This is a genomic window from Kribbella lupini (assembly GCF_039529595.1).
Classification (GTDB): domain Bacteria; phylum Actinomycetota; class Actinomycetes; order Propionibacteriales; family Kribbellaceae; genus Kribbella; species Kribbella lupini.
Window position 1 is genome coordinate 1953433 of sequence record NZ_BAAANC010000002.1, and the last position, 15148, is coordinate 1968580.

Annotated in this window: 11 protein-coding genes; all 11 read right to left on the reverse strand. The window is 69.3% G+C overall.

Features of this window, described 5'->3' with window-relative positions:
- Positions 1 to 38 precede the first annotated feature (38 nt).
- The 11 genes from ABD235_RS22580 to ABD235_RS22630 all read right to left on the reverse strand — a co-directional run bounded on the left by ABD235_RS22580 (position 39) and on the right by ABD235_RS22630 (position 15086).
- A complete protein-coding gene (locus tag ABD235_RS22580) occupies positions 39 to 3230 on the reverse strand; it encodes a family 78 glycoside hydrolase catalytic domain (RefSeq protein ID WP_344177177.1) in 3192 nt (1063 codons plus the stop codon).
- A gap of 103 nt (positions 3231 to 3333) precedes the next feature.
- Entirely contained in the window at positions 3334 to 3615 is a 282-nt protein-coding gene (locus ABD235_RS22585; RefSeq protein ID WP_344177181.1) for a helix-turn-helix domain-containing protein, read from the reverse strand.
- Positions 3616 to 3619: 4 nt separating this feature from the next.
- Entirely contained in the window at positions 3620 to 5305 is a 1686-nt protein-coding gene (locus ABD235_RS22590) for a rhamnulokinase (protein ID WP_344177183.1), read from the reverse strand.
- Positions 5306 to 5352: 47 nt separating this feature from the next.
- Entirely contained in the window at positions 5353 to 6816 is a 1464-nt protein-coding gene (locus ABD235_RS22595) for an L-fucose/L-arabinose isomerase family protein (RefSeq protein ID WP_344177185.1), read from the reverse strand.
- Between the two features lie 96 nt (positions 6817 to 6912).
- Positions 6913 to 8952 carry a bifunctional aldolase/short-chain dehydrogenase gene (locus tag ABD235_RS22600; RefSeq protein ID WP_344178712.1) on the reverse strand — a complete coding sequence of 680 codons (2040 nt, stop codon included), beginning with the start codon at positions 8950 to 8952 and terminating at the stop codon, positions 6913 to 6915.
- Positions 8949 to 10112 carry an L-rhamnose isomerase gene (gene rhaI / locus ABD235_RS22605; protein WP_344177187.1) on the reverse strand — a complete coding sequence of 388 codons (1164 nt, stop codon included), beginning with the start codon at positions 10110 to 10112 and terminating at the stop codon, positions 8949 to 8951. Before rhaI ends, ABD235_RS22600 begins: the two co-directional genes overlap by 4 nt.
- A gap of 3 nt (positions 10113 to 10115) precedes the next feature.
- Complete coding sequence (locus ABD235_RS22610) at positions 10116 to 10448, reverse strand: L-rhamnose mutarotase (RefSeq protein WP_344177188.1); 333 nt, start codon at positions 10446 to 10448, stop codon at positions 10116 to 10118.
- Between the two features lie 13 nt (positions 10449 to 10461).
- Positions 10462 to 11553, reverse strand: coding sequence for a rhamnose ABC transporter substrate-binding protein (gene rhaS / locus ABD235_RS22615; protein ID WP_344177190.1), 1092 nt, complete (start codon positions 11551 to 11553; stop codon positions 10462 to 10464).
- Positions 11550 to 12596, reverse strand: a complete 1047-nt coding sequence (locus ABD235_RS22620) for an ABC transporter permease (RefSeq protein WP_344177192.1) — start codon at positions 12594 to 12596, stop codon at positions 11550 to 11552. The genes rhaS and ABD235_RS22620 overlap by 4 nt, the downstream gene beginning before the upstream one ends.
- Positions 12586 to 13611 (reverse strand): ABC transporter permease, encoded by a 1026-nt coding sequence (locus ABD235_RS22625; RefSeq protein WP_344177195.1) that lies wholly within the window; start codon positions 13609 to 13611, stop codon positions 12586 to 12588. The genes ABD235_RS22620 and ABD235_RS22625 overlap by 11 nt, the downstream gene beginning before the upstream one ends.
- A complete protein-coding gene (locus tag ABD235_RS22630) occupies positions 13608 to 15086 on the reverse strand; it encodes a sugar ABC transporter ATP-binding protein (protein ID WP_344177198.1) in 1479 nt (492 codons plus the stop codon). Before ABD235_RS22630 ends, ABD235_RS22625 begins: the two co-directional genes overlap by 4 nt.
- Positions 15087 to 15148: the final 62 nt, after the last annotated feature.

Sequence of the window (15148 nt, forward strand, 5' to 3'; positions counted from 1 at the left end):
ACGGGCTCCCGACGGGCGAGCCGAGGTTCGTGGCCGGCTCAGGGACGGACGCTGAACCGGTAGCTGCCCGACGCGACAGTCACCGTCGTACCGCCCCCGTCCATCACCTCCCTGACGCCCTCAACCTGCCGAAGGCCGCGACCGCTTTCCGTCACCCGATCCGCCGATCCAGGCAGCTTGACGGTCGCCGTCGTGTTGGCCGGGATCCGTACGTCGAGCGTGAATCGCCCATCGGACTCCTGCTTCCATCGACTCCCGACCACGCCGTCCGGCGTCTGGTGCTCGAGCTCCGCCGACGTGATCCCGTCCCCGGGCGTCGGCGCGATCAGCACCTTGCGGTAGCCGGGCTCCGCCGCCGACACACCGGCCAGCGTCCGGTACATCCACTCCCCGACGGCGCCGTACGCGTAGTGGTTGAACGAGTTCATCCCCACGTCGTTGAACGTCCCGTCCGGGTTGATCGAGTTCCACCGCTCCCAGATCGTCGTCGCGCCCTTGCCGATCTCGTAGCCCCACGACGGGTACGACGTGTTCTGCAGCAGCTGGTACGCCAGATCCGAGCGCCCGATCTTCGTCAGGACCGGCAGCAGTCCGTCAACGCCGAGGAACCCGGTCGACAGATGCGTGTCCCGCCGCTGGATCGCCGCCGCGAAGTGCTCCCCCGCCGCCGCGATCCGATCGGCCGGTACGAGGTCGCTCGTGAACGCCAGGATGTACCCGGTCTGACTGTCCGACCCGACCTTCCCGTCCGCCGCGACGAACCGGCCGGCGAACGCCGTCCGCACGTCCTCGTACACCTGCTGGTACTTCGCCGCGTCGGCCGTCTTCCCGATCGCCGCCGCCATCTGGCTCAGCTGACGAGCGCCCTTCGCGACGAACGACGTCCCGATCAGCTCGCCCGGCGTCGGATCGTCGAGGTTCAGCCAGTCGCCGTAATCGCCACCGCCTCGGATCAGCTCGTTCGAGCTGGCGACCAGGTAGTCGACGTACCGAGCCATGGAGTCGTAGTGCTGCCGGATCACCGACGTGTCGCCGTACGCCTGCCACAGCGTCCACGGCACGTTGACACCGGCGTCGGCCCAGCCCGCGTTGCCCATGCCGCCGTCGAACGCGTTCGGCACGGTCGGCGCGACACTCGCGTACGCGCCGTCAGCGCGCTGGGTGTCCCGCAGATCCTGCAGCCACTTCGTCAGGAAGGCCTGCGAGTCGAGGTTGTAGACGGCGGTCCGCGCGAACACGTTGATGTCGCCGGTCCAGCCCATCCGCTCGTCGCGCGCGGGCGTGTCCGTCGGGATCGAGAGGAAGTTGCCGCGCTGTCCCCAGACGATGTTGCTGTGCAGCTGGTTCACCAGCGCGGAGTTGGTCCGGAACTCGTTGGTCTGCTCGCCGTCCGTCCCCAGGACGACCCCGACGATCGCGCTCGCCGGCGGAGCTGTCGCGAGACCGCTGACCTCGACGTACCGGAAACCGTGGAAGGTGAAGCGCGGCTGGTAGGTCTCCAACCGGTTGGTCGCGAACGTGTAGTGATCCGTCGCCTTCGCCGACCTCAGGTTGTCGGTGTAGAGCGTGCCGTCCGGGTTAAGCACCTCGCCGTACCGGATCTTGACCGTCTGTCCCGGCGATCCGCGCAGCGTCAGCCGAGAGACGCCGACCATGTTCTGCCCGAGGTCGTACAGGTACACCCCGGCCGTCGGCGACGGGATCGTCTTTGCCTTCAGCAACTGCGTGACCCGCACCGGTTGGTCCGTCTGCGGAACCAGCTTGCTCGTCGCACTCGGCCGGACCTGGACCGGCGTCCACTCGTACGGCGTACGCCGTGCGTCGCGACTCTCCCCGTTCAGCAGATCGGCCACCCGTACGGCGCCGGGCGCGGTCTGCCAGCTGGCGTCGGTCGCGAAGACGTCGCTCGAACCGTCGGTGTAGGTGACTCGGAGCTGCGCGATGAACGCGGCGTCGCTGCCGTACTTGCTCGCACCGAACATCGCCAGGTTGCCCGCGTACCAGCCCGGGGCGACCTCGGCGCCGAACGTGTTGGCGCCGGACTTCAGCAGCTTGGTGACGTCGTAGCTCTGCGACTGGATCCGGCGGGCGTAGTCGGTCCAGCCCGGAGCCAGCTCCTGGTCGCCGACCTTGCGGCCGTTGAGGTTGAGCTCGTAGATGCCCTGCGCTGCCGCATGGATGCGTGCCGACTGAATCTTCTTTGCCTTGGGCAAGGAGATCTGCTTCTGGAACACCGGGAGCGGCTTGCCGGGCAGCCAGAGGTCGGTGTTGCCCTTGACCTGCAGACCGCCTTGCGGGCGGATGGTCCCGTCCGGGAAGGTCTGGTCGCCCGTCGGGAACTCGGTGTCGACGAGCACCTCGCCGCCGGTTCCGGTCACCTTGAGGCTGTGGACGACGCCGTCCTCCTCGCCGTTCGTGCGGAAGCCGACCACGCCGGGGGCGTTGTGATCGGAGCGCTCGCGGGTGTCGATCTGTACCTCGTCGAGCCAGGTGGTGATGGTCTGGCCGGCGCTGGTGATGCGGAGGTGGTGTTGCTGCTTGAGATCGGTCCCTGCGGGGAGCGGGATCTCGCCCAGCAGCACGTATCCGCCGCCAGGTTGCCGGACGTGCGGGCGGAGGAGTGGCTTGTCGGGGGTGAGCTGGTTGAGCTGCCACATGTAGCCGATGCCGCCGCGGCCGCGGAAGAAGACGCCGAGAGCGTCCTTCACCAGGGTCACGTCCGCGTCGATCGTCGTGTCGGTCCACTCAGCACCCGGCTGGTTGTCCGCGCCGATCCAGTCCCCTTGCCAGTCCGCGGGCTGCAGAGGGCCGGTCTCGAACGTCGCGGTCGGAGACCAGGCGGAGGCGCGGCCCTGGTCGTCCCAGACGCGAACGGTCCAGCGGTACGCCGTGTAGGCGGTCAGCGCCGGTCCGCCGTATGGAACCTCGATGGACTGGGCTGATCGGACCACACCGCTGTCCCAGACGGTGTCCGACTTGGTGGCTGACTGCTTCGCGACGTGGATCTCGTACCGGCTCTGAGTGATGCCGCGGCGCTGGCCGTCGAGCTGCCAACTGAGGCGTGGTGGTGTCCCGGGGACGCCGAGTGGGTTGGTGAGGTTGTTGGTCTTCAGGTTCAGGACCTGGATGGCGACGCCTTTCGGGTCGGGCGGTGAGCCGGTCGCGGGGACCAGCGGGGTCAGCAACAGCACGGCAGCCACCAGAGGGCCGAGCCGAGAGCGGAACGACATGGGCGAACTCCTCACAGAGACGGGGCGATCTACAGGGGAGGTGAAGTACGTCGTACGTGGTGCGATGGTCGCGGCGCCTCGGACAGCTGGGCACTGCGGTGGGTCAGAGGAGGCCGCGGTGGGCCGCCCAGACGATGGCTTCGATGGCGGTGCCGAAGCCCAGGCGGTCGCAGGCGGCGCGGGTTCGGCGGCGGACGGTTCGTTCGGACAGGTCGAGGCGACGTGCGACCGCCTCGATCGGTAGGCCGGTTGCGATCAGGCGGAACAGCCGCAGGTCTTCGTAGCTCAGTCCGCGCGGGAGCAGTTGGTTGAGGTCGTTGGGCGGCAGCAGGTTGTGGTCCCTCAGATCCGGGTGGGTGAGGGTCTCGTTGTGCAGGGCGGTCATCGGATCACCTGGTTCCGAACACCCGGGACTCGGCGGCGTCCCAGTCGGCCGGTCTACCCTGCGGCGCATACCGCCGCAGACGATGGGTCGCACGGACCAGCGCGCGCATCGCGCCCAGGTCCGGCAACGGTTCCCCCAGGGCGCGTGCCTGGACCAGCACGTTGCCCAGCGCGGACGCCTCGACGGGACCGGCGAGCACCGGTACTCCGCAGGCGTCCGCGGTCAACTGGCAGAGCAACTCGTTCTGCGAGCCTCCACCGATCACGTGCACCACGTCGATCTCGCGACCGGCGATCTCCCGCGCGCTACGCAGGGTCCGCCGGTAGGCCAGCGCGAGACTCTCCAGGATGCAGCGCACGGTCGCAGCGCGCGTCGCCGGCTTCTCCTGACCGGTCCGTGCGCAGAACTCGTCGATCCGCGCCGGCATGTTGCCCGGCGCAAGGAACACCGGATCGTCCGGATCGATCAGTACGCCGAACGCCGGCTCGTCAGCAGCCTGCTCGAGCAGCTCGACGAGCTCGTCGGTCCCCCAGATCCGCAGGCACTCCTGCAGGATCCACAGCCCCATCACGTTCTTCAGGAACCGCGTCCGCCCGTCGACCCCACCTTCGTTGGTGAAGTTCGCCCGGCGAGCCTCCTCGGTCAGCACCGGCTCGGGCAGCTCCAGCCCAGCCAAAGACCACGTCCCTGAGGAGATGTAGGCGAAGTTCTCGCCGTCAGCAGCAGGCACAGCAACCACAGACGACGCGGTGTCGTGTGAACCCACGGCAATCACCGGAACCCGCAGCCTGTCGCCCTCAACTGCCGCACCACCGGTGGCCGCAGCGGTGGATGGAGTACTAGTAGCCGGGGTGCCAGCGCCCGTGGCGTCGGCGTGCACGTGGCCGCTGTCGGCAATGGCCGGGGTGCTAGCGCCCGCGGCGTCGGCGGCGGCGTGCACGTGGCTGGTGTCGGCAGTGGCTGCGGCGTCCGCGGTGGCCGCAGTGCCGGGGGGCTCTGTGGTGGTCGCTGGCGTGGGGTTTGGGGCTAGGCCTATCTGCTCGGCTACTTCGGGGAGGAGGGGCCCGATGAGGTGGCCGGGTTCTCGGAGGGTGGGAAGAAGGGTTGTGGGGATGCCTACTCGGTCGGCTAGGGCCGCGCTCCAGGTGCGGGTGCGGACGTCGTACAGCTGGGTGGTGGAGGCGTTGGTGGCTTCGGCGCCGGGGTTGCCGGTGAGCCAGTAGGCGAGGAGGTCGGGGATGAGGAGGAGCTGGTGGGCTCGGTCGAGGGACTGTTCGGCGACCAGCTGGTAGATGGTGTTGAAGGGGAGCTGCTGGAGGCCGGTGACGGCGTACAGGTCTTCGGCGGGGATGGTGCGGAGGACCTTGTCCATCACGCCGTCGGTCCTGGAGTCCCGGTAGTGGATCGGGTTGCCGATCAGGCGGCCGTCGCTGTCGAGCAGGCCGTAGTCGACGGCCCAGGAGTCGATGCCGATGCCGTCGATCGGGCCGCCGGCGGCGGCCTTGGCGAGGCCGACGAGGGTCTCGCGGTAGAGGTGCAGGATGTCCCAGTGCAGGGTGCCCTGGATCTCGACCGGGCCGTTCCAGAAGCGGTGGACCTCGGTCAGCTCCAGCTTTCCGGGCGCGACGTCGCCGACCATGACGCGTCCACTGGACGCGCCGAGGTCCACCGCGGCCAACCGAAGAGTCATGGGGCGAAGCTCCTTCTGGAGTGGTCGTACAGGTCCGGCGGTTCAGCTCAGGCTGGGTTGATGACCTCCAAGGGCAGATGCAGCAGGCTGGAGACTGCCTTGAGGTCCGCGACCTGGTGGCCGGTGCCGAGGGCCCAGTGGTGGGCTACGCCGGAGGCTGACCAGGCGTCGGTCCACTCGCCGGGGTCGCAGCCGAAGTCGACGCGGCTCGTGGTGTTGCCGATCTGGAGCAGTGGGCCAGGGACGACCTCGCCTTCGGAGGCGATCAGTTTGAACGTGCCGTCGCGGAGCTGACCGAGGCCGAGCGCGGTCACCGGACCATGCGCGACGTCGAACTCGACCGACACACCCCAACCGCGTTTGCCGTGGTAGACGCCCAGCCCACGCAGCAGCGGTTTGGCGGAGCTGATTGCGAGGTGGGCCGGGCCGTCGTGCCCCATCTCGACCACGTTGTCGTGGAAGTTCAACGCCTGCAGCTCGGTGAACGAACCACCGGCGCCGAGCTTGTCCATCATCAGCATGGCCAGCGAGGTCCGCAGCTCGTACTCCCCGGCCGCGGGCACACCCCTTGCTGTGAGCAACGATGCGCCGAGGATCATCCCGGCCGCGACCCGTTCGTGGGTCTCGCCGTCGAGTCCGCGGTGGTAGTACGCCAGGGTGTCGAGCTGGAAGTCCTCGACCAGCCGGTCCAGGGCCACCGAGACCGTCGCGCCCCAGCGGAAGTCGTCCTCGACCACCGAGTCGTCCAGCGTGAACACGTCTTGCGCGACCTTCATCCGCGCCTCGGTCTCGGCCGCGGTCACCTTCTCGACCCGGACCCGCAGGTCGTCGATCTCCAGGATCTCGACGTGCCCGCCGAGCTGCGCGGAGACCAGGGTCGGGTCGGTGATCACGTCCATCATCCCGGGGTACAGATGCCCGAGCAGGCCGTGCCGCCCGTGCCGGAACGCGGCCCGGACGCCGGCCGCCTTCAGCCACCGGTGGATCCTGGCCCACGCCCGCTCGTCCTCGAGGTACCCCGAGACCGACCGGAAGTCGATGCCGCACCGCTCGAACGCGTTCGCCATCTCCGGCAGCGGGCAGGCGCCGCAGTACGCGAGCCAGGCCCCGGTGTCGAACGACGCGTGATCCATCGCCTCGGTGGGCTGCAGGTTCAGCAGCAGCACCGGCGCACCGGACCGCTGCGCGACCGGCACCAGCATCGACGCGGTCATGTACGTCGTGAGGAACCCGACGATCAGGTCGCAGTCGGCCAGCCGCAGCTTCTCCGCCGCCGCGGCCCCTTCCTGCGCGTCGGAGATGAACCCGACGTCGACGACCTCGCAGTCGAACTCGCCGAACCGTTCGGCGACCCGCCGTGCCGACGCCTGCAACTGCGGCAGCAGCTCCGGGAACTGCGGCCAGTACGCACCGAGCCCACCCGCGACCAGTCCGATCCGCGTCTTCCGCGGCTCGACCCACGGCAGCACGCCGCCGCCGTCGACGGACCGCGCCGGATCAGCACTCCACATGGTCGTCCTCCTCGAGAATCGGAGCCCCGCCCATCGACACCTCGACGTGAGTCGGGGTGAGGCGGGGCGGCAGCAGGTGGGTGGTCATCAGTTGCCTCAGCGAAGGAACGCCGCGGCGACGCCGGCGTCCACCGGTACGTGCAGACCGGTCGTGTGCGACAGGTCCCCGGCCGTCAGCGCGAAGACACCGGCCGCGACGTGCTCCGGCAGGACCTCCCGCTTGAGCAGCGTCCGCTGCGCGTAGAACGCACCCAGCTCCGACTCCGGTACGCCGTACACCGCGGCACGCTTGGCGCCCCAGCCCTTCGCGAAGATCCCGGAACCGCGAACCACGCCGTCCGGGTTGATCCCGTTCACGCGGATCCCGTACTCGCCGAGCTCCGCCGCGAGCAGCCGGACCTGATGCGCCTGGTCGGCCTTGGCCGCGCCGTACGCCACGTTGTTCGGGCCGGCGAAGACCGCGTTCTTGCTGGAGATGTAGACGATGTCGCCACCGATCCCCTGGTCGATCAGCACCTTCGCCGCGACCTTGGAGACCAGGAACGAGCCCTTCGCCATCACGTCGTGCTGCAGGTCCCAGTCGTGCTCGGTGGTTTCGAGCAGCGGCTTCGAGATCGACAGGCCCGCGTTGTTGACGACCAGGTCGACCCCGCCGAACGCCAGCACCGCCTGCTCGAACGCCGCCGCCACCGCGGCCTCGTCCGACACGTCGGCGCCGACCGCGACCGCCTTGTCCGTCGTACCGATCTCCTTGGCCACGGCCTCCGCCGAGGCGGTGTCCAGATCGGCGACCACCACGCACGCGCCCTCGGCCGCCAGTCGCTGTGCGATGGCCTTGCCGATCCCGGAACCACCGCCGGTGACGAACGCGACCCGGGTGGCGAGCGGCTTCGGCTTCGGCATCCGCTGCAGCTTCGCCTCCTCGAGCGCCCAGTACTCGATGCGGAACTTCTCCCGCTCATCGATCGGCGCGTACGTCGAGACCGCCTCGGCGCCGCGCATCACGTTGATCGCGTTGACGTAGAACTCGCCCGCCACCCGGGCGGTCTGCTTGTCCTTGCCGAAGCTGAACATGCCGACCCCGGGCACCAGCACGATCGCCGGATCCGCGCCACGCATCGGCGGGCTGTCCGGCTCCTTGTGCCGGTCGTAGTAGGCCGCGTAGTCCTCGCGGTACTGCAGGTGCAGCTCCTTGAGGCGTGTCACCGCCTCCTCCAGCGGCGCGGTCGGCGGCAGGTCGAGCACCAGCGGTCGCACCTTGGTTCGCAGGAAGTGGTCCGGGCAGGAGGTCCCGAGCGCGGCCAGCTCGCCGAGCTTCTCGCGCGCGGTGAACTCCAGGACGACGTCCGCGTCGTTGAAGTGCCCGACCTGCGGGTTGTCCGTCGATGCGAGCCCACGGATCACCGGCGCGAGCGCCGCGGCGCGATGCCGTCGTTCCTCCTCAGGCAACGCCTCGAACCCCGGTACGACGGCGCCGAACGGCTCCGACTTGCCGCGCTCGGCCAGGAATTGCTCGGCCGTGCGGATGATCTCGATCGAGTTCGCCTCGCACTCGGCCGAAGTGTCACCCCAGGCCGTGATGCCGTGGCCGCCGAGGATCACGCCGATCGCCTGTGGGTTCTCCCGCTTGGTCTGCGCGATGTCCAGGCCGAGCTGGAATCCGGGCCGCCGCCACGGCACCCAGACCACCCGGTCACCGAAGCACTCGGCGGTCAGCTTCTCGCCGTCGGCCGCGGTCGCCAGCGCGATTCCCGAGTCCGGGTGTAGGTGGTCGACGTGAGGCGCGTCGACCAGTCCGTGCATCGCGGTGTCGATCGACGGCGCCGCTCCGCCCTTGCCGTGCAGGCAGTAGTCGAAGGCGGCGACCATCTCGTCCTCGCGGTCGACGCCGGGATAGACGTCGACCAGCGCGTTCAGCCGGTCGAGCCGCAGCACCGCGAGGCCGGCCGCGGTCAGCGTGCCGAGGTCGCCGCCGGAGCCCTTCACCCAGACCAGGTCCACCGGCTGCTGGGTGACCGGGTCGGTTGCCGTGCCCTTGGCGGACGTGTTGCCGCCCGCGTAGTTGGTGTTGCGCGGATCGGCACCCAGTCTGTTGCTGCGAGCAACAAGCTCGGTCGCGGTCTCGCTCACTGTCATGCTCCCCATCCGGCCTGCTGGCCGTCGGCTCGGTCCTTGGTGATCTGCTCGAAGTAGCCGCTGCGCTGGTACGCCGCGACCGGGTCGGGGTCGAGCCCCTGCTCGGTCCGCAGCTCGGCGAGCAGCGGACGGACGTCGGTGTTGTAGGCATCCATCAGCGCAGCGTTGGCGCCCAGCACGTCACCGTCCTGCTGAGCCTTGCGCAGCGCGTCCCGGTCGACCAGCAGCGCCTTCGCGGTGGCCTCCTGGACGTTCATCACCGACCGGATGATGGCCGGGATCTTGGCCTCGATGTTGTGGCACTGGTCGAGCATGAACGCGATCCCGCGGTCGGGGTCGAGCGCGTCACCGCGGACGATCTCGTTCATGATCCGGAACAGCTGGAACGGGTCGGCCGCGCCCACCATCAGGTCGTCGTCGGCGTAGAAGCGGCTGTTGAAGTCGAACGCGCCGAGCTTGTCCACCCGGAGCAGGAACGCGACGATGAACTCGATGTTGGTGCCCGGCGCGTGGTGCCCGGTGTCGATGCAGACCGTGGCCTTCGGGCCGAGCTCCAGGCAGTGCGCGTACGACGTCCCCCAGTCCGGCACGTCGGTGGTGTAGAAGGCCGGCTCGAACAGCTTGTACTCCAGCAGCATCCGCTGGTCGGCGCCGAGCCGGTCGTAGACCTCCTTCAGCGCGGTCGCCAGCCGGGTCTGCCGGTCCTGGATGTCGTCCTGACCGGGGTAGTTCGTCCCGTCGGAGAACCACAGCTTCAGGTCCCGGGAGCCGGTCGCGTCCATGATGTCGACGCACTCCAGCAGGTGGTCGGTGGCCTTGCGCCGGATGCTCGGGTCCGGGTTGGTCACGCTGCCCAGCTTGTAGTCGTCGTCCTGGAACACGTTGCTGTTGATCGCCCCGAGCCGCACCCCCTGGTCCTTCGCGTACGCCGCCAGCGCCGCGTAGTCGTCGACCTTGTCCCAGGGAATGTGCAGCGCGACGCTCGGCGCGACGCCGGTGTACCTGTGCACGACCGCGGCGTCGGCGATCTTCTCCTCCGGTGACCGCGGCACGCCCGGCTGGCTGAACACCTTGAACCGGGTGCCGGAGTTGCCGAACGCCCAGGAGGGCAGCTCGATCTCCTGCCGGCGCAGGGCGGATTTCACGGCTTCGGTCGTCATAGGTCAGTCCTTCGCAGGTGTGAGGTGGAAGATCTCGCGGAGCAGCAGGAACGACTCGTCCGGCGGGCGTCCGTCGATTCCGGTGAAGTAGTCGGTCATCTGGGCCTGCCAGCGCTCGTTCACCTCGGTCGCCGCCATCGCCTGCTGAGCCGCCTCCAGGTCGTCGGCCTCGACGTACCCGATCAGCAGGCCGTCGTCGCGGAGGAAGAGCGAGTAGTTGTGCCAGCCGGAGTCGCGCAGCGCGGCCTGCATGTCGGGCCACACGTCGCGGTGGCGTTCGACGTACTCGTCCAGCCGGTCCGGCTTGACCTGGAGGCAGAAGCAGTAGCGGTTCACGAGTGCTCCGAGGTCAGAAGTCGAACTGGTCGATGTTGGCCGCGGTGAACTCGGTCGGCGGGCCGAGCACGATCTCGCCGGACGCGCCGACGGTGTAGTCGCCGAGCTTGCCCGCCTTGAACTTCTCGCCCTCGGCACCGGTGATCTGGCCGGAGGCCAGCGCGCCACCGGCGTACGCGGCGAGGTAGCCGATGTCGGCCGGGTTCCAGAGGGCGAACTTCTTCACCGTGCCGTCCTTGACGAACTTGCGCATCTGGTTCGGCAGGCCGAGGCCGGTGATCGCGACCTTGCCCTTGTAGTTGGACGAGCTGACGTACCGCGAGGCGGCGGCGATCCCAACCGTGGTCGGCGACACGATCACCTTGAGGTTCGGGTAGGTCTGCAGCAGGCCCTGGGCCTCGGTGAAGGACTTCTGGTCGTCGTCGTTGCCGTAGGCGATCTTGACCAGCTTGAGCTTGGCGTTGGCGGGCTTGGCCAGCTCGGTCTTCATCACCTCGATCCACGAGTTCTGGTTGGTGGCGTTCGGCGTCGCGGACAGGACGGCGATCTCACCGGAACCGCCGGCCAGCTCGCTGGCCATCTTCACCAGGCTCTCGCCGATGCCCTGCGTGGTGGCCTGGTTGATGAACGCGTCCCGGCAGGTCTTGGCCGCGTCGGAGTCGAAGGTGACCACCTTGATCCCGGCCTTGCGGGCCTGGTTCAGCGAGGGGCAGACCGCGTTCGGGTCGTTGGCGGCGACCACGATCACGTCCTGCTGCTGCTGGATCAGGGTGTTGATGTAGCTGACCTGCGACGACGCGCTCGCGTCGTTCGGACCGACCAGCTTGTACTCGCCCTTGAGCTCGCCGACCGCGACCTTGCCGCCGCCGACCTCGACATCGGTGTAGGGGTTGTTCAGCTGCTTGGGCAGGTACGCGATCTTCAGACCTTCCTTGAGCGGCGCGTTCGGGTCGGCCGCGGCCGACGTCGACGAGCTCGGCGCCGCGGTCGCGTCGCCCGCGGTGCTCTCCTTGGTCGTGCCACCGCCGCAGGCGGTCAGCGCGAGGGACAGGACGGCCACCGTCGAGAGCGGGACCGCCGTACGGCGGGACAGGCGGAAGGTCATGAGAGGTCCTTTCTGGACGGTGACCCAGGAGTTGATTCGGTGCGGTGCCGGCGGCGTTGCACCGCGGAACGGACGGCGTTGGCGAGGTTCGGGGCGAGCACCGAGGCGATCAGCAGGACACCGGTGACGACGTTGAGCGCCTCGTTGGAGACGTCGGACAGGCGGAGCGCGTTCTGCAGGGAGGCGAGCAGGACCACGCCGGCGATCACTCCCGGCAACGCGCCCTTGCCGCCGAAGATCGACACCCCGCCGAGCAGCACGGCGGCGACCACCGCGAGCTCGAGGCCGGCCCCGTTGTCGGCACGGGCGCTGGAGTACCGCAGGGTCCAGAGCACTCCGGCCAGGCCCGCGACCAGACCGCTCACGACGTACAGCCAGAACTTGAGCCGACCCGGACGGACGCCCGCGAAGCGGGCCGCCTGCTCGCTCGCACCGACCGCGAAGACCGCGCGGCCGACCGGTGTCGCGTGCAGCACCACGCCGAAGACGATCGCCAGCACGACCACGATGATCAGCACGTTCGGGATCGAGGTGCCGCCGATCGTCCCGGTCACCCAGTCGGTGTAGAGCGCCGGGAAGTCCGCGACCGCGCTGTCACCGAGCACCACGAAGGCCAGGCCCCGGTAGAGCGCCAGGGTGCCGATCGTGACCGCCAGCGAGGGCAGGCCGAGCACGGTGACGAAGAAGCCGTTGACCGCACCGAGCACCGCGCCCAGCAGCAGGCAGACCGGGATGATCGTCTCGATCGGCTGGTTCGCGTTCCACAGGTAGCCCATCAGGGCGCTGGACAGGCCCAGCGTGCTGGCCACCGAGAGGTCGATCTCGCCGGTCACGATCACCAGCGTCATCGGCAGCGCGACCAGCGCGATCGGCAACAGGTCGAGGACCAGGAAGCCGAAGTTCTGCGAGGTGCCGAAGTTGTCGACGCTCGCCGACGCCACGATCAGCACCAGCACGGTCAGGGCGATGATCGCCACGTTCCAGTTCGCGAACCGGCCGGCCCAGGCCGGGCGGTCGGTGATCGCCGCGGTGTCAGCCGACATGGGAGCCTCGCTTCTTCAACGTCGCGGCGACCCGCGCCGCGACCAGCCGGTCGGCGCCGATCGCGAGCAGGATCAGACCGCCGACGATCGCCTGCTGCCAGAACTGGTTGATCTCGAGAACGGCCAGGGCACTGCCGATCGTGGTCAGCAGCAATGCGCCGAGGGCAGCACCCCAGACCGATCCGCTGCCGCCGAAGACCGCGACGCCTCCGACGACCACAGCGGCGACCACGTTCAGCTCGTAACCCGTCCCGGCGGCGGCGTCGATGGTCCCGAAGCGGGCTGCGAACAGCACGCCCGCCAGGCCGGCCAGCGCCCCGCTGACCAGGAAGGCCGCGACCGTACGGCGCCCGACCGCGATCCCGGCCAGCTTGGCCGCCTGCGGACTCGAACCCATCGCATACAGCTCGCGACCGGCCCGGTAGCTGCGCAGGACCAGGCCGGTGACGACCAGGACCAGCAGGGCGATCAGCACCAGGTACGGCACGGAGACCAGCGTGGCGTTGCCGAAGTCGAGGAACCCGGCGGGCAGCTCGTCCGCGTTGATCTGCTGGCCGCCGGCCCAGAAGTAGGTGATGCCGCGCACTACGTACAGCGTGCCGAGGGTGACGACGAGGGCCGGGACGTTGCCGTACCGGACCAGGACGCCGTTGAGGGCGCCGCAGATCCCGCCGACCGCGGCACCGACGAGCAGGGCGACCACGACCGGGAGGCCCGGGTTGTCGCGGAGCAGCGTGCCGACGGTGAACGCGCTCAGCCCGAGGACCGAGCCGACCGAGAGGTCGATGTTGCGGGTGATCACCACCACGGCCTGGCCGACCGCCAGAACGGCCAGGATCGCGGTGCCGAGCAGGATGTCGCGGATGCTCTGTCCGGAGAGGAACCGCGGGTTGGAGATCGCGGTCACTGCGACCAGCAGGATCAGCGCGAGCACGATGCCCAGCTCACGCGCCCGCAGCACCAGGTCCAGCGAGGATCGACGCGCGGTCACGCCGGGCAGCCCGACGGCCGTCATACGGTCACCTCCTGGCCGGTGGCGGCGAACATCACGGACTCCTCGGTGGCGTCGGCCCGGTCAAGCGCGGCGACCAGACGGCCCTCGCGCATCACCAGCACGCGATCGGCCATGCCGAGCACCTCCGGCAGCTCCGACGACACCATCAGGACGGCGACGCCTTCCGCGGCCAGGCTGGACATCAACCGGTGCACCTCGGCCTTGGTCCCGACGTCGATGCCCCGGGTCGGCTCGTCGACGATCAGCAGTTTCGGTGCCATCGACAACCATTTCGCCAGCACGACCTTCTGCTGGTTGCCGCCGGACAACGTGCCGACCTCGTCGCTGAGCCGTCCGTACTTGGTCTTCAGCCGCTTGGTCCACTCCTTCGCCGACCGGCGCTCACTGCTGCCGGTCAGGAAACCCAACTGGGACAGGGCTCTCGACCGCGGCAGCGTCACGTTGCGCTCGATCGACAACTCCATCAGCAGGCCCTGCTGACGACGGTCCTCCGGGACCAGCGCGACCCCGGCCGCCATCGCGGCCCGGGGCGAGCCGGGCTTCAGCTTGCGCCCGCCGACCTCGACCGTGCCGCCGTCGCGCGGATCGACGCCGAAGATGGACTGCACGACCTCGGACCGGCCGGAGCCGACCAGGCCCGCCAGCGCGACGATCTCGCCGGCCCGGACCTCGAAGTCGATGTCGACGAAGACCGGATCCCGCCGGAGGCCGCGCACCGAGAGCACCACGGCGCCCGGTGCCACGTCCTGCTTGGGGAACAGCGCGTCGAGATCCCGACCGACCATCCGGCGGACCATCTCGTCGACGCTGAGCCCCGCCAGCGGATCGGTGGAGACGTGTTTACCGTCGCGCAGGATCGTCACCTTCTCGCACAGCGCGGTGATCTCCTCGAACCGGTGCGAGATGAACACCAGCGCGGCGCCGTCGTCCCGCAGCGACCGGGCGACCGCGAACAAGCGCTCGACCTCAACGCCGGTCAGCGCCGCCGTCGGCTCGTCCATCACCACCACCCGGGCGTCGGCCGACAGCGCCTTCGCGATCTCCACCAACTGCTGGTCGGCGATCGACAACCCGCGGGCCGGCCGGTTCGGCACGATCGAGACGCCGAGCCGGGCGAACAGCTGCTCGGCCTGGCGCTGCATCGCGGCCCGGTCGATGGTTTTGAAACGACCCAGCGGTTGCCGGCCCATCGCGATGTTCTCCGCGACGGACAGGTCGGGAAACAGCGTCGGCTCCTGGTAGATCACCGCGATGCCGGCCGCCTTGGCGTCGGCGGGCGTGGACAGCTCGATCGGGGCACCGTCGAGCTCGAGCGTGCCGGAGTCCGGCCTGTGCACGCCCGCCAGCATCTTGACCAGGGTGGACTTGCCCGCGCCGTTCTCCCCGACCAGCGCGTGCGCCTCCCCGCCGTACAGGTCGAAGGAGACGTTCTGGACGGCGGCGACCGCGCCGAACGACTTGGAAACTTCACGCACCCGTAGCACCGGAGCGTCCGTCGCCATCGCCACCTCCGGAGGTCTGGGTCGGTTGTTGCTGA